The following is a 19248-nucleotide window of genomic DNA, read 5'->3' on the forward strand; positions in this document are numbered from 1 at the left end:
ATCATTTATTTATCTGTTTTTGAGTAATTAATATATTCTGTTAAGCCTGATACAATATCATATTTAGGTTTAAAGCCCAGCGCTTCTAAACCTTTAATTTCAGCACATGAATGCTTGATATCGCCACTTCTTGGCTCAGCAAATTGATAGCTAATAGACTTATTATAAATCAATTTGAATTTTTCAAAAATTTGTAGCAATGATATTTGTGTACCGGTAGCTAGATTATATATTTTACCATTTGACGCTTCATTATCAATAACGATTGCCACTGCTTGTACTAAATCCTTTATGTAGACAAAGTCTCTAGTTTGCTCACCATCTCCAAAAAATGTAAAGGGTTCATCGTTTTTAAATTTTTTATCCATAATTGATAGAACGCCAGAATATGGAGAGCTTGGATCTTGTCTAGGACCATAAACATTAAAGAATCTTAATGCAGTTGTTGGTAAATCATATAATTTATTATAAAGTTTTGCATATTGTTCCCCAGCATACTTTTCTATAGCATATGGTGATTCAGGATCAATAAATGTTTCAATCTGTTTTGGTAATTCATCTGTATTACCGTATACAGCCGCAGATGAAGCGAAAATAAATTTTTTTAACTTAGCATTATATTGACGATTTGCTTCTAAAAGATTTAATGTACTATCTATATTAATAGATTGCGAGTTTATAGGATTATTTATTGTTTCTACAACACTAACTACTGCTGCTAAATGAATGACAATATCAAATTGTTTCTGCTTTATAAGTTCTGTCACGAAAGATTTGTGCATCACATCTTCTTCAATAAAGTGTGCGTCATCTATAAAATCAACATTTGAACGATGGCCTGTACTTAAATTATCTAATATAAAGACTTCGTTATCATTAATAAAATACGCCGCTAAGTGAGAACCGATAAACCCAGCACCGCCAGTAATTAGAATTTTCATTTGTTCACTCTCCTACTTTCTCGTTTTATTATACATTGCACTGTTTTGATTAATCGAAAAAATTATAACACATATTCTTTAAAAAAGTTATTAATTAAATAAAATAATTACAAGCATGTGATAAACAATATATGACAATATATTGTTTATTTCGTATTTTCTTATTTAAGTTCAAGTTTAACAAGTTTGCATTACAAATCAAAAGAAAAAAAGGTAAAATTGTAATAATAATTGAACAAAAACACGATTAACTCATGTATTTGTGTCGGTGCTTACGAATTAAACTAAGTAATATCAATATACAAATCATCATAAACAGGGTAAACGCACCGCTTATAATAAAAGTTTTATAATTCGTTAATGGGGTCACAACCACGCTCGGGGGTTTCATATCGCTTGTTAAATAGTGTCTATCTGGGTCAAGTACAGTTATTTTATTATTCAAGATTTCAAAGCGCACTGGCTTATCTTTTTCTACTACATCTTTTAATGGTTGTTCGACTTTATACCATCTTCCATTTATATAATGCATCCCTTTTGAAAGCACTTCTTTATATTGATATCGTTCATATACTCTATCCAATAAAGCATTACCTATCACATGACGCTTATACTCAGAATCATCCACGTCCCAATGTCCAACGCCCAACAACACCTGCACAATTCGAAAACCACCTTTTTGGACAGTAGCAGTATAATTATATGCAGCATGTCCACTTGAACCAGTCTTTAACCCGTCTGTGCCTGGATATTCATGTACATCCCCTTTTAATGAATGGAGATATGTGTGAAACTGTTCTTCTAATTTAGTGTTCGGTTTACTAACATAAGTCGCATGTTTCGTATATTTTGTTATGTTAGGGTAGGTATTCATCATATAATATGCTAATTTTGCAAAATCTCTAGAAGTTGAAATATTATCTTCATTTAAAGCAAATCCTGTAGGCAAATATTGTTTACCAACTATTGCATTTTCAGCGCCAAATGGGTTTGTAAAATAAGTATTTCTCATACCTAAATCCTTAGCACGTTGATTCATGCCTTTTACAAACTGACGCATGTCAGGCTCTACTTGTTGCATTAGCATGCGCGTAGCTACATTAGAACTAGGCACAACCGTAAGATAAATAAGTTCTTCAACACTGTAAACTGCACCTTTTTGCATTTTATTATTACTTAACAAAGGGTGTTGACTAAAGACTTCCTCATCTACGGTGACAGTGATCTTTTTATCTAAAGGTAATGTACCTTCTTTAATTTTATCTAATACAAATGTCAAAGTCATTAGCTTAGACATACTTGCTAAAGGCCATTTCCGATCAATGTTTTCTTCCCATAAAATTCTACCAGTATGGCTATCTGCGACAATACTTCCTTTAGGTTGATAAAATGAACTCATTTTGATGCCGTAAGACTTTGTGACATCAATAGAGGTTTCTGCATGCATTTGCGAGGGAAATATAAAAATATTAATTAAACATAATAGAATAAAAAAACGTTTCATTGTAATATATCCTTATAAGTATAAAATAATACATATATTATACTATAGAGATCTACAATAAAACGCTCATTTATTTTACTATAAACTTTCAAAATTTTACTGCTTATTATATACAATCATTATAGACACAGTTTCTTTTTCTGACGCTTTTGATAAAAATAATTAGCAACAACAATATCAACGATAGCTACACCAACAGATTTAAAAATCGTTATTTCATCTTCGGATTCACGTCCAGGTAAATTTGATTTAACAATATGACCTAATTCACCGTATAAATCTTCCTGACTAAACAGACCTTCTTTCAGCGGAGTAATTAAATCGCCTGTTTCTTCTAATGCTGCTTGTGATGCTTCTACGACAATTTTATCTGCATTTGCTATTGCTTGTGAAGGTAACTCTTGCATATCAGGCTTAAATGAACCTACCGCATTAACGTGGACACCCGCTTTTAATGGCTGACTAAAAACTGGCCTCACCGCATTTGTAGCAGTGACAATAATATCTGCATTGGTTATAGCGTCATTTACAGCTTCCATTATTTCAATATTTATAGAAGGATATTTATGTTGAACGGCTTCAGCAAATGTTACTGCTTTACGATATGTTCTATTATACAGTTGGATATATTTAATATCTCTAACAGCACATACGGCTTCAATCAGTCCCTGCGCTTGATCGCCAGTCCCAATCACACATAACGTTTCTGCATTTTGACGTGCCAGATATTTTGTGGCTACCCCCGATATGGCACCTGTACGTATCTTAGTTAAGTACGAACCTTCTAATACAGCTAATGTTTCTCCAGTTTCGTAATCTGATAATATTACAGACCCTACTATCGTGTTTTTACCAATTGTCGTATTATTTGGCGCGACTGTTACTGTTTTAAGGCCAACAATTTTTAACTCATCCGATAAAGCAGGCATGACAAGGTAACGGTTATCTCCATTGAAAGGTAAAGCGTAGCGCAATGGCGTATCAGTTTTACCTTCAGAATAAGCAATTAAAGATTCCGCCACCGCTTCAACAACTTCTTCCATATTTAATAATTGTGCTTGTTCATTTGCATCAATAAATTCCATAAGTCACCCCTATTCTTCAACACTTTCACTTTCTGATTCTAGAATACCACTCTTTTTATTCAATTTACTTTCGAACATAATGAGCCCAATCATCAATACAATCAGTAAAGGGATAATCAACCATGCGAATTGATTGTTTACATACACCGAAACAAAGTATATCGCTAATAACGACCCTAAAGCCAATATATTTTTCGCAAATAATAGCCAATAATCTATTTTCACACTAAACCATGATTTATGAGTTCTTTCTTCATGTTTAATTTGATATATCGTAAACTTTAAATGGGTAATCAAACTATAAATCATTACTAAAATAGCTGCCATTAATATCAGCCTATGATAAAAACTGTTTTGCAATAAATCTGAAGCAGCTGCCAATAAGATGGCAATACCAAAGCTCTTCACTTCTGAATGTTGCTTCATACTTATATCCTCACCTTTGTCGTTAGTTCTGTATGCTTATGTTTACAATAACATACATTTTTCCAAAATGACGCTTATGTTTAAACACCCCATTATGGATTTAAACGAATTCCAGTGATCACTTAACAGCACTTTTAATGATTTCCACATTCGTTGGTTTTAAAGTTGATCATTCAAACAGTTTTCAAAATAAGCATCAGTATTTGTTTGTATTTGTTCGAGTGTTGCACCTTCTTGGATCTCTATTAATTTCATAACATTATCTTCAAATTTAAAAACAGCTAAATCTGTAATCAATGTATTAACAACGCCCGCACCAGTTAATGGCAATTCGCATTTTGATTTAATCTTTGACTGTCCGTGTTTATTCATATGATCCATAATTACAACTACCTTTTGCGCGCCAACGACCAAATCCATCGCACCGCCCATGCCTTTAACTAGTTTGCCAGGTATCATATAATTTGCTAAATCGCCTGTTTCTGATACCTCCATACCGCCAAGAATAGCTAAATCGATATGCCCGCCACGAATCATGGCAAATGACTCTGCATTATCAAAATAAGACGCACCTTCAGCAGCAGTTACTGTTTCTTTACCAGCATTGATTAAATCAGGATCCACTTCATTTTCCGTCGGATAAGGTCCAATACCTAGTAATCCATTTTCAGATTGGAAAAAGACGTTTTCCACATGATCATTGATTTCATTAGCTACAAGCGTGGGCATCCCGATACCTAAATTAATCACCATATCGCTTTTGATTTCTCGTGCAGCACGTTGAATAATCTTCTTGCGTTGTGCTTGTTTATCCATGGTTAGCCTCCTTCACTGTACGTTTTTCTATACGTTTTTCATAATCCTTTCCTAAATATATAAAGTCTACATATACGCCTGACATATGCACGTCATCTGGATCAATGTCTCCTAGTTCAACAATTTCTTCAACTTCAACGACTGTGGTTTGAGCTGCCATGGCACATAAAGGATTAAAATTACGTGCAGTCTTTTCAAACACTAAATTGCCAAAGGTATCCGCCTTTTGCGCTTTTACAATCCCAAAATCACCTTTAATAGCACGTTCCATGACATATGTTTCTCCGTCAAATTCACGCGTTTCTTTACCTTCAGCAATTAATGTACCTACACCTGTTTTTGTATAAAAAGCAGGTATGCCTGCACCGCCTGCACGTAGTTTTTCAGCTAAAGTACCTTGTGGTGTTAACGCTACATCTAATTCACCATTAATCAGCTGTTGTTCAAATATTTTATTTTCACCTACGTATGAACTAATCATTTTATCGATTTGTTTTTTCTCTAATAGGCGACCCAATCCAAAATCTTCGACACCACAGTTATTGCTTACTACAGTTAGTTTTTTAGTACCTTTTGAACGAATTGCTTCAATAGCATGTTCCGGTATACCACATAAACCAAATCCTCCAGCAAGTACTGTCATGCCATCTTTTAAGTGGTCAAATGCACTATGTATATCTTGAATTACCTTTGACATTGTAAAACCTCGTTTCTATATTTAAAATTAATACCTAGTATTAAAAACAATTATACTTGAAATTATTTCTGAAGTCTTTTAATTGATGTTGGCGTTTTCATTTTAGATAAACAAAAAAGTTGCCAGTAATAATAACTGACAACTTTTAGGCTATTTTGGACTATGCAATTTCGATTTGGAAACGACGAATTACTGTACCATCTTCTAAGATAGAGGGTTCAATTTCTTCTCCACCATTGTGTAAGATAACAGATGCAGAAACTTCATTATCTTTATCACAAGTAATTAAAGCTTCTTGTACGCCAATGCGTGATAAATAATCTAATGACTTTTTCAAAATTTTGTTACCAAAGCCTTTGCCTCGATAACTATTACGAATACCGTAGCCAACATGGCCACCAATAACTTTCAATTTTTCATTCAAATTATGACGAATATTGGCAGCACCAATGATTTTATCATCGTCAATTAAAAACAATGTTGTGTTATCTACCGACTCATCATTAGATTTGTTATCTGCTAATTCGTGAACAATTTCTTCAAAATTACTATACTTGGTGATATTCGTAATCTCAGGCACTACCATTTCATCGTGATCAATCCATTCTTTCATATAATCACAATATAATGATTCGTCACTCATTGTTAACTCTCTAAATTCAACCATGTTGACACTCCTTCCCTTTAGTCGCTATTCAATCGGTTCGTCATGGGTATTAAGATAAAATACGTAATGATCTGTCCACGCACCATGCTCAAAAATAAATCCTTTACGCAGACATTCAAATTCAAAGCCAACTTTTTCAATGAGCTGTATTGAAGGCTGATTATCCAAATTAATATGGGCTTCAATTCTGTGAAACTTTAATGTTTCTTTCGTCTGTTTAATAAGTTCAGTTAAAGCTTCATAAGCGTAACCTTGACGCCAATATTGGTTATGAATAAAATAACCTATTTCTGCCCATTGAAATTGGTCTCGGCTTAAATTTTTAATATTAAGCATGCCTAAGTGATGCCCAGCTTTATCAAAGACAGCAAAAATATATAAATCATCTGCTTCAATCGCTTGTTGATGCTTTTGTATCATTGCTGCAAACCAAGGTTCTGTCGCATCTGACATATCTATTTGTCCTTTGTCATATTTATATTGAGAAGCATGACGATTGACAAACCCAGACAACCAAGATTCATAATCTTTTTCTTCCAACGGTCTAATGATAAGACGTTGTGTACTGAATTGCAACCCTAAATTATTATTCATTCAAAAACCCCTTAATAAAAGGCTTTAGCAACCAAACTATAACATCGTTTGGTATAAAATCAACCTTTTAATTTGAAACGATGAGACACCTATATAAACAATCAAATACATTACTTTTAATCATTATATAACATAGTTTTTAAAATCATTTTTTACGATTTTATTTTCTATCATTTCTTCTATAATTCATTTTTATTATTAATGCATCACAATCATATAATTTTCTATAAAATCAACGACCTATCTTAAAATCATACCCTATTCAAAAGTCAAAAAACGAAAGCATAAAGAATATAACCTCTTTTTCTAAAAATTGCGTTCTTCAACCCATTCTTTGTTAATTTAGAAAAAAGATATAAGCACTAACATGCTTACATCAGAACGACTATACTTCATATATAGATGACATAATCTAAAGCTGTTGCACGCTTCATAGCTCAATTAATAAAGGAATGACATTTCATATTCCACTTTATAATCACCTTACTGTCAATATCATAAAAAAACCTGAGATACATAAATATCTCAGGCATTTCTTACGATTATCATAACTAGAACCCTCAACACACTTATATTGCGTTTTTAAAGAGTCATCTACGCTGCCTAAGTATGGTAACAAAATGATTTAGAAATGATAGCTTTTTTCAAGTTCCCATCAAGTATGACTGGCATAAAATACCATTGGACTCTAGCTTTATATCGTTCTTTAAATAGTTCCTAATTCTTTACCTACTTTTTCATATGCAGCTAATGCTTGGTCAAGCATTTCTTTTGTATGCGCTGCTGTTGGCATATTACGTACACGACCCGTACCTTTAGGTACTGTTGGAAAAACAATAGATTTCACATAGATACCTTCGTCTTTTAAGCGACTACTGAATGTTTGTGTTTCTTTTTCATCACCTATAATTACTGGCGTAATAGGCGATTCAGAATTACCAATATCAAAACCTAATTTTTGTAAGCCATCTTTCAAGTAATTACCATTTTCCCAAAGTTTATCATGTAACGCTGTAGATGCCATTAATTTTTTTACAGCTTCTGTGATTGCTTTCGTGTCTCCAGGTGCTAATGATGTTGAGAATAAAAATGGTCTAGATTGCGCTTTTAACCAATCGATTAATGATTTCGTGCCTGCTACATAACCACCAACAACACCGATGGCTTTTGATAATGTACCAATTTGGAAATCAATCTTATCTTGTAATCCGAAATGTTTAACTGTTCCAGCACCTTTACCCATGACACCTGATCCATGTGCATCATCGACATAAGTAATTAAGCCAAATTCTTCTGCAATCTCAACGATTTCTGGTAACTTAGCTACGTCACCATCCATACTAAATACACCATCAGTAATATACATGACTTTGTTATATTGTCCAGATTCTACAGCTTCTTTCGCTTTAGCACGTAAATTAACCATATCTGAGTGGTTAACACGAATAATCTTTGCTTTAGACAAACGACAACCATCAATAATAGAAGCATGGTTTAATTCATCTGAAAGAATCGCGTCATTTTTATTCATAACTGCTGAAATGGCAGCCATATTACAGTTGAATCCAGATTGGTACGCCATAGCTGCTTCAGTCCCTTTAAATTCTGCAAGTGTTGCTTCCAATTCATCATGCACATCTAAGGTGCCGTTGATTGAGCGTACGGCGCCCGCGCCTACACCATGTGTATCGATGGCATCCTTTGCTGCTTGTTTTAAATCTGTATCTGTTGCTAGTCCCAAATAGTTATTTGATGATAAGTTCACATAATTTTTTCCATTAATAGTAATTTCTGGCCCATTAGCGCCTTCAATTGTATCAATTTCATTATATAATCCGTTATCTTTCAAATATTGAATATTTTCATCTAAAAAGTCATGTAGTGACTGTACCACTGCAATGTCCCCCTTTGAGTTATCTAATGTTATGCTTATCATACCCCATTTTTTATCAACAGGAAAGTAGAATCATCTTAAACAGTAAAGCGTTTTCTACGATTTAATTGCTATGATAATCATTGGCTCTACAGTTAAGTCATTTAAAATGGTATAATGGAGTAATCATTTTTAAGAAAGAAGGGTTGAAGTTGTTTGACTGGTTTCAACTAGCTAAAGAAAAAGAAAACTCAATGATTCAAGTGCGTCGTTACTTACATCAATATCCTGAATTATCATTCGAGGAGTATCATACACGTGATTACATCCTCAATCAACTCAGCCAATTATCATGTGAAGTACGTTCACCGGTTGGACGAAATGGTATCGTTGCGACATTTACAGGTCATGGCGATGGGCCTACAATCGCTTTACGTGCTGACTTTGACGCATTACCTATCGACGAATTGACTGATTTAGATTATAAATCTAAAAATCCAGGTGCTATGCACGCTTGTGGGCATGATGGTCATACTGCAATATTATTAGCCGTTGCAGAAATCATCGAAGCACATCAAAATGCGCTCAATGGCAATGTAGTATTAATCTTCCAATATGGTGAAGAAATTATGCCCGGCGGATCGCAAGAAATGATTGATGATGGCTGTTTACAAAATGTAGATAGAATTTATGGCAATCATTTATGGAGTGGTTACCCAACTGGTACGATTTATTCTCGACCAGGTGCTATGATGGCATCCCCAGATGAATTCAATGTGACAATACATGGCAGAGGCGGTCATGGTGCTAAACCACACGAAACCATTGATCCTGTTGTGATTATGGCTGAATTTATTATGAGTGCACAAAAGATTGTATCTCGAACTATCGATCCAGTAAAGCAAGCTGTCATCAGTTTTGGAATGGTGCAAGCTGGTTCAGCAGATAACATCATACCAGACAGTGCATTTTGTAAAGGAACGGTTCGTACATTTGATACAGAGATACAAGCCCATGTCATGAATAAAATGGATAAATTATTACAAGGATTGGCTGTCGCAAACGATATCACATATGATTTGGATTATATCAAAGGTTATTTACCAGTCCATAACAATCCGACATGCTATGAAATTGTAAAACAAGCTACTAATGATATGAATTTAAGATTTAATGAATCAGAACTGATGATGATTGGTGAAGACTTTTCACATTACCAAAAAGTACGTCCAGGTGCGTTCTTTTTAACTGGCTGTGGCGACCCTGAAAAAAATACCACATATCCGCACCACAGTCCTTATTTCAATTTAGATGAAAAAGCTATGAAATACACGGCTAGTCAATTCTTAAAAATATTAGAGTTAGAAAACGTAATTAGCCAACCTACAACATAACTAACATCTTAAACCCATATAAAATAACAATGGCTGGTAAAATTCAAAAATATACTTATTCCAAAGCGTTCAATTTTCAATTCCAAGTGTCTTTGATATAAAATAATTCATAGGCGCATAATCTCTCCTTAATTTATTTGGTCGGATATTTAAATTATAGAGATTTTGCGCTTTTTTTGTATCAAAAAACAGGACTGATATAAAAACCAGTCCTGTTTAGCATAGTGTCTAAAAAAAGAGCCTCCAATATTGGAGACCCTCTTAATCTATTTTTAAGATAAACTATCTTATTTGAAGATTTCAGTTACAACGCCTGATCCAACAGTACGTCCACCTTCACGGATTGAGAAACGAGTACCGTCTTCAATAGCGATTGGAGAAATCAATTCAACTTGCATTTCTACGTTATCGCCAGGCATAACCATTTCAGTACCTTCTGGTAAAGTAACAACACCAGTTACATCAGTAGTACGGAAATAGAATTGTGGGCGGTAGTTACTGAAGAATGGCGTATGACGTCCACCTTCATCTTTAGATAAGACATAAACTTCTGCTTTGAAGTTTGTGTGCGGTGTAATTGAACCAGGAGCAGCTAAAACTTGACCACGTTGGATATCTTCACGTGCAACACCACGTAATAATGCACCAATGTTGTCACCAGCTTCAGCATAGTCTAATAATTTACGGAACATTTCTACACCAGTAACAGTTGTTTTGCTTGATTCTTCTTGCATACCGATGATTTCAACTTCTTCACCGACTTTGATTTGACCACGTTCAACACGGCCTGTAGCAACAGTACCACGACCAGTGATTGAGAATACGTCCTCAACTGGCATCATGAATGGTTTGTCAGAATCACGTTCTGGAGTTGGAATGAAGTCATCAACCGCTTGCATTAAGTCTAAGATTTTTTGCTCATAGTCAGCGTCGCCTTCAAGTGCTTTTAATGCTGAACCAGAGATTACAGGTACATCGTCACCTGGGAAGTCATATTCGCTTAATAAGTCACGAACTTCCATTTCTACTAATTCTAATAATTCTTCATCGTCAACCATGTCAACTTTGTTTAAGAATACAACTAATGCTGGAACACCAACGTTACGTGATAAAAGAATGTGTTCACGCGTTTGTGGCATTGGGCCATCAGCAGCAGATACTACTAAGATAGCTCCATCCATTTGAGCAGCACCAGTGATCATGTTTTTAACATAGTCAGCGTGTCCTGGGCAGTCAACGTGAGCATAGTGACGTTTGTCAGTTGTATACTCGATGTGAGACGTATTGATTGTAATACCACGTTCTTTTTCTTCTGGAGCGTTGTCAATCATGTCGTATGATTGTGCAACAGCGTCACCATTTTTTGCTAAAACAGTTGCAATAGCAGCTGTTAAAGTAGTTTTACCGTGGTCAACGTGTCCGATTGTACCAATATTGGCATGTTCTTTTGAGCGATCGAATTTTTCTTTAGCCATTATAAAATCTCTCCTATTCGTTAGAAAATTAATTGTAAAATTTATCTCTCATGACAGTTTCTCACCATCATGAGAAAATGATTTATTTAGGTTTAAAAGGACTGTACAGTACCTTTATAATGCATTTTCCCAAAAAAATCAATTGATAAAACTGTAAACTACATAATTAAACTTTACATGTATTGTACAGACTAGCGCTAAACAATACAAGTTTAATTATTCAGCTTTATTACCACTGTTTTTCTTGATAATATCTTCAGCAACTGATTTTGGAACTTCTGCATAGTGATCGAAGTACATTGTGTATGTTCCACGACCTTGTGTGTTAGAACGTAATGCAGTTGCATAACCGAACATTTCTGAAAGTGGTACAAAAGCATTTACAACTTGTGCATTACCACGAGGCTCCATACCATCAACGCGTCCACGACGAGAAGTTACGTCACCCATGATGTCGCCCATGTATTCTTCAGGCATTTCGATTGTTACTTTCATCATTGGTTCTAAGATAACTGGATCACATTTTTTGGCAGCTTCTTTAAGTGCCATTGATGCAGCAATTTTGAAGGCCATTTCTGATGAATCGACATCATGGTATGAACCATCAAATAATCTAGCTTTAACATCAATTAATGGATATCCAGCTAATACACCATTTTCCATTGAATCTTTAAGTCCTGCTTCAACTGATGGGATGTATTCACGAGGAACTACACCACCAACGATAGCGTTTTCGAATTCGAAACCTGCACCTGTTTCATTAGGTGAGAATTCAATTTTAACGTCACCGTATTGACCACGACCACCAGATTGACGAGCGAATTTACCTTGAACTTCTGCTGATTGCTTGAATGTTTCACGATATGAAACCATTGGCGCACCAACATTACATTCAACGTTAAATTCTTTCTTCATACGATCAACTAAGATATCTAAGTGAAGCTCACCCATACCGCCGATAATAACTTGTCCAGTTTCTTCATCAGTATGCGCATGGAACGTTGGGTCTTCTTCTTGTAATTTAACTAAAGCTGTAGTCATTTTATCTTGGTCTGCTTTAGATTTTGGTTCAACTGATAAGTGAATAACAGGTTCTGGGAAATCCATTGATTCCAAGATAATGTCATTTTTCTCACCACATAAAGTATCACCAGTACCAGTTTCTTTAAGACCTACCGCAGCAGCGATATCTCCTGAGTAAACTGTGTTTAACTCTTGACGAGAGTTGGCGTGCATTTGTAGTAAACGACCTACACGTTCACGTTTGTTCTTCGTAGAGTTTTTAACGTATGAACCAGATGATAATGTACCTGAATACACACGGAAGAATGTTAATTTACCAACATAAGGGTCAGTCATTACTTTGAACGCTAATGCAGCGAACTCAGCGTCGTCATCAGCTCTTGCGATAACTTCTTCGTCTGGGTCTTCAGCACGGTGGCCGACAATTGGTTTAACATCTAATGGTGATGGTAAATAATCAATTACTGCGTTAAGCATTAATTGAACACCTTTGTTTTTGAAGGCAGTACCAACAAGAACTGGGTAGAATTCAATATTATTAGTTGCTTGACGAATAGCATCTTTTAATTCAGCTACAGTAATTTCTTCGTCACCAAGGTATTTTTCCATTAATTCATCACTAGTTTCAGCTACTGCTTCAATTAGTGTTGCACGAGCTTCTTCAGCTCTTTCTTTGTGATCTTCAGGAATTTCAATTTCTTCAATTTCAGTTCCTAAATCATTGTTGTATTTGAAACATTTCATTTCAACTAAGTCGATGATTGCTTCAAATTCATCTTCCGCACCAATTGGTAATTGGATTGGTTGCGCATTCGCTTGTAAGCGATCATGAATAGTGCTTACAGCATATTCAAAGTTCGCACCTAATTTGTCCATTTTGTTTACAAAAACAATACGAGGAACGCTGTAAGTTGTAGCTTGACGCCAAACTGTTTCAGTTTGAGGTTCAACACCTGATTGTGCATCAAGTACAGTTACCGCACCATCAAGTACACGTAATGAACGTTCAACTTCTACAGTGAAGTCTACGTGTCCAGGTGTATCAATGATGTTTACACGGTGATCATCCCATGAAGCTGTTGTTGCAGCTGATGTAATTGTGATACCGCGATCTTGCTCCTGTTCCATCCAGTCCATTTGTGAAGCTCCTTCGTGAGTTTCACCGATTTTATGGATACGTCCAGTATAGTAAAGAATACGTTCAGTCGTAGTTGTTTTACCAGCATCGATGTGAGCCATGATACCGATATTACGAGTTCTTTCTAAACTAAAATCTCTAGCCATGTATTTTTCTCCTTCCAGTATAACTGCGAATAAATACTATAAATATGGCGATACCCTAAACATGCACCTAGATAGTAAACTATCGTTTTGGAACACGCTCAGGGAAAAACCTACTATCCTACCAACGATAGTGAGCGAAGGCTTTGTTAGCTTCAGCCATTTTATGAACGTCTTCACGTTTCTTAACTGCACCACCAGTGTTGTTTGCAGCATCTAAGATTTCGTTAGCTAAACGTTCTTCCATAGTTTTTTCACCACGAAGACGTGAATAGTTAACTAACCAACGAAGGCCTAAAGTAGTACGACGTTCTGGACGAACTTCTACAGGTACTTGATAGTTAGAGCCACCTACACGGCGTGCTTTAACTTCTAATACTGGCATGATATTGTCGATCGCTTCTTCGAATACTTCGATAGCTTCACGACCGCTGCGTTCTTGAACTAATTCAAATGCAGAATAAAGAATTTTTTGAGCTGTTCCACGTTTACCATCTAACATAATCTTGTTAATTAATTTTGTAACTAATTTTGAATTATGAATTGGATCTGGTAATACGTCTCTTTTTGGTACTGATCCTTTACGAGGCATAATGTAAATCCTCCCTTCCTAATTGTAATATATTTTTATGCTTTATAACGAAAATTTACGCAATCTTAAACTTATTTTTTATTTTGTTTAGGTTTTTTAGTTCCGTATAATGAACGTCCTTTTCTACGACCGTCAACACCTGAAGTATCAAGTGCACCACGTACGATGTGGTAACGCACACCAGGTAAGTCTTTTACACGTCCACCGCGTACAAGTACAACACTGTGTTCTTGTAAGTTATGGCCGATACCAGGGATATACGCGTTGATTTCAATATTGTTAGACAAACGCACACGCGCATATTTACGTAACGCAGAGTTAGGTTTTTTAGGTGCCATAGTACCTACACGTGTACAAACACCACGTTTTTGTGGTGAATTTAAAGTAGTGTACTTTTTCTTTCTGCTATTGAAGTTTTTGTTCAATGCTGGTGAATCATAGTTTTTTGATTTTCTTTGTCTTGGTTTACGTACCAATTGGTTAATAGTTGGCATGAATGTGTCCTCCTCTCTTCTTTTATAATCCCACACATCCAGGTGGTTCATTTTAAGGGTAAATAAAATTTAGTAAGAAAAATCTTACTAATCTCATTTCAATAATGCAACAATTGTCGCATCAACGTTTATACCTACATACTTTCCTAAAGCTTGTTTGCTTTCGAAAAATGAGATAGATATGTCTTTGTGATTGATATGACTGAATACGCGAGTCATTAAATGAACTTCAACGTCTTCAGCAATAATCAATGATGTAACTTGATCTTTATTCAAAGCTTTGAGCGTTTGTTTAAGACCAATAACATAGTGTTGTTTGTTAAAGCGTGCAACTTTTTCATTAGACATTTAAATATCCTCCAAAGTTCTGCTTGCATCAACCTTAATAATAATAACATCTAAATTACTGCTAAGTCAACTTTAATTAACATTTTTTACAGGAATTATTTTTTAAAAATAAGAGAGCGAAACAAAGGTTAAATTTATAAAATTTAATCTCTGTTTCTACCCTCTGTAAAAGGATTAGGTTTTAAAAATTTAGTATAAACACTTTTAATTTTTAATATTGGACTGGATCAATACAGTACTCATAATGAATACAATATGCGCTAATCATTTTTTAACAATAGCATTAGATTTCAGTTGTTTGAATATCTTCTACAACTTCTTCTGGTGTTGCTTTGTCATACTGAACATCGCTATAACGTCTCATACCTGTACCAGCTGGAATTAATTTACCAATAATAACGTTCTCTTTAAGTCCAAGTAAATTATCACGTTTACCTTTGATTGCTGCATCTGTAAGTACACGTGTTGTTTCTTGGAATGAAGCTGCAGATAAGAAGCTTTCAGTTTCAAGAGAAGCTTTCGTAATACCAAGTAATACTGGTTTAGATGTAGCTGGACGTTTACGGTCTTTGAACGCTTCACGGTTAGCATCTGTAAAGTTATGAATGTCAACGAGTGCACCTGGAAGTAATTTCGTATCTCCAGCTTCAATGATACGCACTTTACGTAACATTTGTCTTACCATAACTTCAACGTGTTTGTCATCAATTTCAACACCTTGCATACGGTAAACTTTTTGCACTTCTTTTAATAAATAACTTTCAGTAGCATTTAGACCTGAAACAGATAGGAAGTTCTTAGGTTCAATTGAACCTTCTGTAAGAGCTTCACCACGTTCAACACTTTGGCCGATTTCAACTTTTAATCTTGAAGTACCTGAAGCCAGGTAAGATTTAGTTTCATTTTCGCCTTTGATTACGATTTCTTGTTGACGGTCTTTTGCAACACTAATGTCATCCACAACACCTTCAATTTCAGTAATCACTGCCTGACCTTTAGGGTTACGCGCCTCGAAAATCTCTTGGATACGAGGAAGACCTTGAGTGATATCGCTACCTGCTACCCCACCTGTATGGAATGTACGCATAGTAAGCTGTGTACCTGGTTCACCAATTGATTGTGCAGCAATTGTCCCAACTGCTTCACCAACTTCAACTTTTTCACCAGTAGCAAGGTTTTTACCGTAACATTTTTCACATACACCATGACGTGTGTTACATGTAAATGCTGAACGGATATACATTTCTTCTATACCAGCGTCCGTGATATTCTTAGCGATTTCTGCTGTTACCAATTCATCTGGTCGAACAATCACTTCGTCTGTTTCTGGGTGACGGATAGTTTCTTTTGAGTAACGGCCTTCAATACGTTCACTGAATGGTTCGATCATTTCTGTACCTTCTTTAATATCAGATACAAGTAAACCTCGGTCAGTACCACAGTCTTCCTCACGAACAATAACATCTTGTGCCACATCAACAAGACGACGCGTAAGATAACCAGAGTCTGCTGTTTTAAGTGCTGTATCGGCAAGACCTTTACGTGCACCGTGAGTAGAAATGAAGTACTCTAATACAGTTAAACCTTCACGGAATGATGAAGTAATTGGTAATTCAATAATCTTACCTGATGGTGCAGCCATAAGACCACGCATACCTGCTAACTGAGTAAAGTTAGATGCGTTACCACGAGCACCAGAGTCACTCATCATAAAGATTGGGTTGGTTTTTTCAAGTGATCCCATCAATTCTTTTTGAATTTGATCTTTAGCATCTGTCCAAATTTCAACAACTGCATTATAGCGTTCAAATTCTGTGATTAAACCACGGTTAAATTGTTTTTGTACTTTATCTACTAATTTTTCATGTTCATCTAAGATTTGTTGTTTATCTGGTAATACAACAATGTCAGATACACCAACAGTAATACCCGCTTTAGAAGAGTATTTGAATCCTAAGTCTTTCATTCTGTCTAACATCATTGATGTATCAGTGATGCTGAAGCGATTGAAGACTTCTGCAATGATATTACCTAAGAAATTCTTATTAAATGGATCGATGAGTTCTTGGTTATCAAAGTATGCTTTCAATCCATCTTCACCTAATTCAGTAGCAGAAACGAAATATTTATCTGGTGTACTGTTTTCTAAATTAGATTTAGTTGGTTCATTAATATATGCAAATGAATCAGGGATGATTTCATTAAAGATAACTTTACCAACAGATGTTGTTAAGATTTTTTTGTTTTGTTCTTCTGTAAATGTTGGGTTGTTAAATGATGATGCATGTACGCCAATACGCGTATGCAAGTGCACATAACCATTTGCATAAGCTTTGAGTACTTCATTTGTATCATTGTAAATTGTACCAGTATTTACAGCATCTTTACGCTCTAAAGTAAGATAATAGTTACCTAATACCATGTCTTGTGATGGTGTAACAACAGGTTTACCATCTTTAGGGTTTAAGATATTTTGAGCTGCAAGCATTAGCATACGTGCTTCTGCTTGTGCTTCTTTAGATAGCGGTACGTGAACAGCCATTTGGTCACCGTCAAAGTCAGCGTTATAAGCTGTTGTTGCAAGTGGGTGTAAACGGATTGCACGGCCTTCCACTAACGTTGGTTCAAATGCTTGGATACCTAATCTATGAAGTGTTGGTGCACGGTTTAAAAGAACTGGATGTTCTTTAATAACATCTTCTAATACATCCCAAACTTCATCATCCATACGTTCAATCTTGCTCTTAGCATTTTTAATGTTTGTTGCAATTTCACGCTGAACTAACTCTTTCATAATGAAAGGTTTGAATAGCTCTAATGCCATTTCTTTAGGTAGACCACATTGATACATCTTCAAGCTAGGACCAACAGCGATAACTGAACGGCCTGAATAGTCAACACGTTTACCTAATAAGTTTTGACGGAAACGACCTTGTTTACCTTTCAACATATGTGAAAGTGATTTTAATGGACGGTTACCTGGTCCAGTTACTGGACGACCACGACGACCATTATCTATTAATGCATCCACTGCTTCTTGTAACATACGTTTTTCGTTTTGTACGATGATGCCAGGAGCACCTAAATCTAACAAACGTTTCAAACGGTTATTACGGTTAATAACACGACGGTATAAGTCGTTCAAGTCACTTGTAGCGAAACGTCCACCATCTAACTGAACCATTGGTCTAATTTCTGGTGGGATGATTGGGAGTACATCTAATACCATCCAAGCTGGATTGTTACCAGAATGTCTGAATGATTCAACTACTTCTAGACGTTTAATTGCACGTGTAAGTCTTTGTCCAGTTGCAGATTCTAACTCATCACGCAACGCTTTTAATTCGGCGTCTAAATCAATTTCATCTAGTAATTCTTTGATTCCTTCAGCACCCATTTTAGCTGTAAATTGACCTGGGAATTTATCATAGTATTCTCTGAATTCTGCTTCAGATAATAATGTCTTTTTCTCTAATCCAGTTGGTCCTGGGTTAACTACAACGTATGAAGCAAAGTAAATAACTTCTTCTAACGCTCTTGGTGACATATCTAATAAAAGACCCATACGACTTGGGATACCTTTGAAGTACCAAATGTGAGATACAGGTGCAGCTAATTCAATGTGCCCCATTCTTTCACGGCGTACTTTAGATTTAGTTACTTCTACGCCACATCTGTCACAAACCATACCTTTATAACGTACACGTTTGTATTTACCACAACTACATTCCCAGTCTTTTGTAGGTCCGAAAATTCTCTCACAGAATAGACCATCTTTTTCTGGTTTTAAAGTACGATAGTTAATTGTTTCTGGCTTTTTAACCTCACCAAAAGACCATGAACGGATTTTTTCAGGTGAAGCAAGTCCTATTTTCATATAATGGAAATTATTTACATCAATCAAGGAGCCTACCTCCTTCAATTTAGATTAGCTGTGCAAATTGATTGATTGCTCTATATCAATAATAGATAAACCGAGAATGAGGCAAGTAATCAATACTTAACCTCAATACGGTAAATCTTTTTATAAACTTAAAT

General features: G+C 35.4%; 16 protein-coding genes. 1 reads left to right on the forward strand and 15 read right to left on the reverse strand.

Translation table 11 applies throughout. The annotated features are described in order from the left end of the window. Window positions 1-5: 5 nt before the first annotated feature. The 9 genes from BJG89_RS12435 to BJG89_RS12475 all read right to left on the reverse strand — a co-directional run bounded on the left by BJG89_RS12435 (window position 6) and on the right by BJG89_RS12475 (window position 8624). Window positions 6-941, reverse strand: a complete 936-nt coding sequence (locus BJG89_RS12435; protein ID WP_096810903.1) for an NAD-dependent epimerase/dehydratase family protein — start codon at window positions 939-941, stop codon at window positions 6-8. A gap of 247 nt (window positions 942-1188) precedes the next feature. Further along, window positions 1189-2445, reverse strand: a complete 1257-nt coding sequence (locus BJG89_RS12440) for a DUF1958 domain-containing protein (protein ID WP_096810904.1) — start codon at window positions 2443-2445, stop codon at window positions 1189-1191. A gap of 119 nt (window positions 2446-2564) precedes the next feature. After that, entirely contained in the window at window positions 2565-3530 is a 966-nt protein-coding gene (locus BJG89_RS12445; RefSeq protein WP_096810905.1) for an ornithine cyclodeaminase family protein, read from the reverse strand. Window positions 3531-3539: 9 nt separating this feature from the next. Beyond that, window positions 3540-3956 carry a hypothetical protein gene (locus BJG89_RS12450; protein WP_096810906.1) on the reverse strand — a complete coding sequence of 139 codons (417 nt, stop codon included), beginning with the start codon at window positions 3954-3956 and terminating at the stop codon, window positions 3540-3542. Window positions 3957-4115: 159 nt separating this feature from the next. Continuing rightward, window positions 4116-4772 (reverse strand): 3-oxoacid CoA-transferase subunit B, encoded by a 657-nt coding sequence (locus tag BJG89_RS12455; protein WP_096810907.1) that lies wholly within the window; start codon window positions 4770-4772, stop codon window positions 4116-4118. Next, on the reverse strand, window positions 4765-5469 hold the full coding sequence (locus tag BJG89_RS12460) for a CoA transferase subunit A (RefSeq protein WP_096810908.1): 705 nt from the start codon (window positions 5467-5469) through the stop codon (window positions 4765-4767). Before BJG89_RS12460 ends, BJG89_RS12455 begins: the two co-directional genes overlap by 8 nt. Window positions 5470-5629: 160 nt before the next feature. Continuing rightward, entirely contained in the window at window positions 5630-6136 is a 507-nt protein-coding gene (locus tag BJG89_RS12465; protein WP_096810909.1) for a GNAT family N-acetyltransferase, read from the reverse strand. Between the two features lie 24 nt (window positions 6137-6160). Then, on the reverse strand, window positions 6161-6730 hold the full coding sequence (locus BJG89_RS12470) for a GNAT family N-acetyltransferase (protein ID WP_096810910.1): 570 nt from the start codon (window positions 6728-6730) through the stop codon (window positions 6161-6163). Between the two features lie 706 nt (window positions 6731-7436). Beyond that, window positions 7437-8624 carry a glycine C-acetyltransferase gene (locus BJG89_RS12475; RefSeq protein ID WP_096810911.1) on the reverse strand — a complete coding sequence of 396 codons (1188 nt, stop codon included), beginning with the start codon at window positions 8622-8624 and terminating at the stop codon, window positions 7437-7439. Window positions 8625-8815: 191 nt separating this feature from the next. Here BJG89_RS12475 and BJG89_RS12480 point away from each other — a divergent pair, with 191 nt between their 5' ends. Then, window positions 8816-9997: a M20 family metallopeptidase gene (locus BJG89_RS12480; RefSeq protein WP_096810912.1), complete on the forward strand. Its 1182-nt coding sequence runs from the start codon at window positions 8816-8818 to the stop codon at window positions 9995-9997. 287 nt (window positions 9998-10284) lie between these two features. Here the strand turns inward: BJG89_RS12480 and tuf are convergent, their stop codons facing one another. The 6 genes from tuf to rpoC all read right to left on the reverse strand — a co-directional run bounded on the left by tuf (window position 10285) and on the right by rpoC (window position 19087). Then, window positions 10285-11472: an elongation factor Tu gene (tuf, locus tag BJG89_RS12485; protein ID WP_096810913.1), complete on the reverse strand. Its 1188-nt coding sequence runs from the start codon at window positions 11470-11472 to the stop codon at window positions 10285-10287. A gap of 216 nt (window positions 11473-11688) precedes the next feature. Then, a complete protein-coding gene (fusA, locus tag BJG89_RS12490) occupies window positions 11689-13779 on the reverse strand; it encodes an elongation factor G (RefSeq protein WP_096810914.1) in 2091 nt (696 codons plus the stop codon). A 118-nt stretch (window positions 13780-13897) separates the two neighbouring features. After that, a complete protein-coding gene (gene rpsG / locus BJG89_RS12495) occupies window positions 13898-14368 on the reverse strand; it encodes a 30S ribosomal protein S7 (RefSeq protein ID WP_019468564.1) in 471 nt (156 codons plus the stop codon). 71 nt (window positions 14369-14439) lie between these two features. Then, on the reverse strand, window positions 14440-14862 hold the full coding sequence (gene rpsL, locus BJG89_RS12500) for a 30S ribosomal protein S12 (RefSeq protein ID WP_096810915.1): 423 nt from the start codon (window positions 14860-14862) through the stop codon (window positions 14440-14442). Between the two features lie 93 nt (window positions 14863-14955). Further along, entirely contained in the window at window positions 14956-15210 is a 255-nt protein-coding gene (locus BJG89_RS12505) for a ribosomal L7Ae/L30e/S12e/Gadd45 family protein (protein WP_096810916.1), read from the reverse strand. Window positions 15211-15493: 283 nt separating this feature from the next. Further along, a complete protein-coding gene (gene rpoC, locus BJG89_RS12510) occupies window positions 15494-19087 on the reverse strand; it encodes a DNA-directed RNA polymerase subunit beta' (RefSeq protein ID WP_170006859.1) in 3594 nt (1197 codons plus the stop codon). Window positions 19088-19248: the final 161 nt, after the last annotated feature.

It is taken from the genome of Staphylococcus nepalensis (assembly GCF_002442935.1).
Taxonomy (GTDB): domain Bacteria; phylum Bacillota; class Bacilli; order Staphylococcales; family Staphylococcaceae; genus Staphylococcus; species Staphylococcus nepalensis.

Coding starts and splice junctions, on each gene's coding strand:
- BJG89_RS12435 (WP_096810903.1), bottom strand. CDS start 941: ATGAAAATTCTAATTACTGGCGGTGCTGGGTTTATCGGTTCTCACTTA.
- BJG89_RS12440 (WP_096810904.1), bottom strand. CDS start 2,445: ATGAAACGTTTTTTTATTCTATTATGTTTAATTAATATTTTTATATTT.
- BJG89_RS12445 (WP_096810905.1), bottom strand. CDS start 3,530: ATGGAATTTATTGATGCAAATGAACAAGCACAATTATTAAATATGGAA.
- BJG89_RS12450 (WP_096810906.1), bottom strand. CDS start 3,956: ATGAAGCAACATTCAGAAGTGAAGAGCTTTGGTATTGCCATCTTATTG.
- BJG89_RS12455 (WP_096810907.1), bottom strand. CDS start 4,772: ATGGATAAACAAGCACAACGCAAGAAGATTATTCAACGTGCTGCACGA.
- BJG89_RS12460 (WP_096810908.1), bottom strand. CDS start 5,469: ATGTCAAAGGTAATTCAAGATATACATAGTGCATTTGACCACTTAAAA.
- BJG89_RS12465 (WP_096810909.1), bottom strand. CDS start 6,136: ATGGTTGAATTTAGAGAGTTAACAATGAGTGACGAATCATTATATTGT.
- BJG89_RS12470 (WP_096810910.1), bottom strand. CDS start 6,730: ATGAATAATAATTTAGGGTTGCAATTCAGTACACAACGTCTTATCATT.
- tuf (WP_096810913.1), bottom strand. CDS start 11,472: ATGGCTAAAGAAAAATTCGATCGCTCAAAAGAACATGCCAATATTGGT.
- fusA (WP_096810914.1), bottom strand. CDS start 13,779: ATGGCTAGAGATTTTAGTTTAGAAAGAACTCGTAATATCGGTATCATG.
- rpsG (WP_019468564.1), bottom strand. CDS start 14,368: ATGCCTCGTAAAGGATCAGTACCAAAAAGAGACGTATTACCAGATCCA.
- rpsL (WP_096810915.1), bottom strand. CDS start 14,862: ATGCCAACTATTAACCAATTGGTACGTAAACCAAGACAAAGAAAATCA.
- BJG89_RS12505 (WP_096810916.1), bottom strand. CDS start 15,210: ATGTCTAATGAAAAAGTTGCACGCTTTAACAAACAACACTATGTTATT.
- rpoC (WP_170006859.1), bottom strand. CDS start 19,087: ATGAAAATAGGACTTGCTTCACCTGAAAAAATCCGTTCATGGTCTTTT.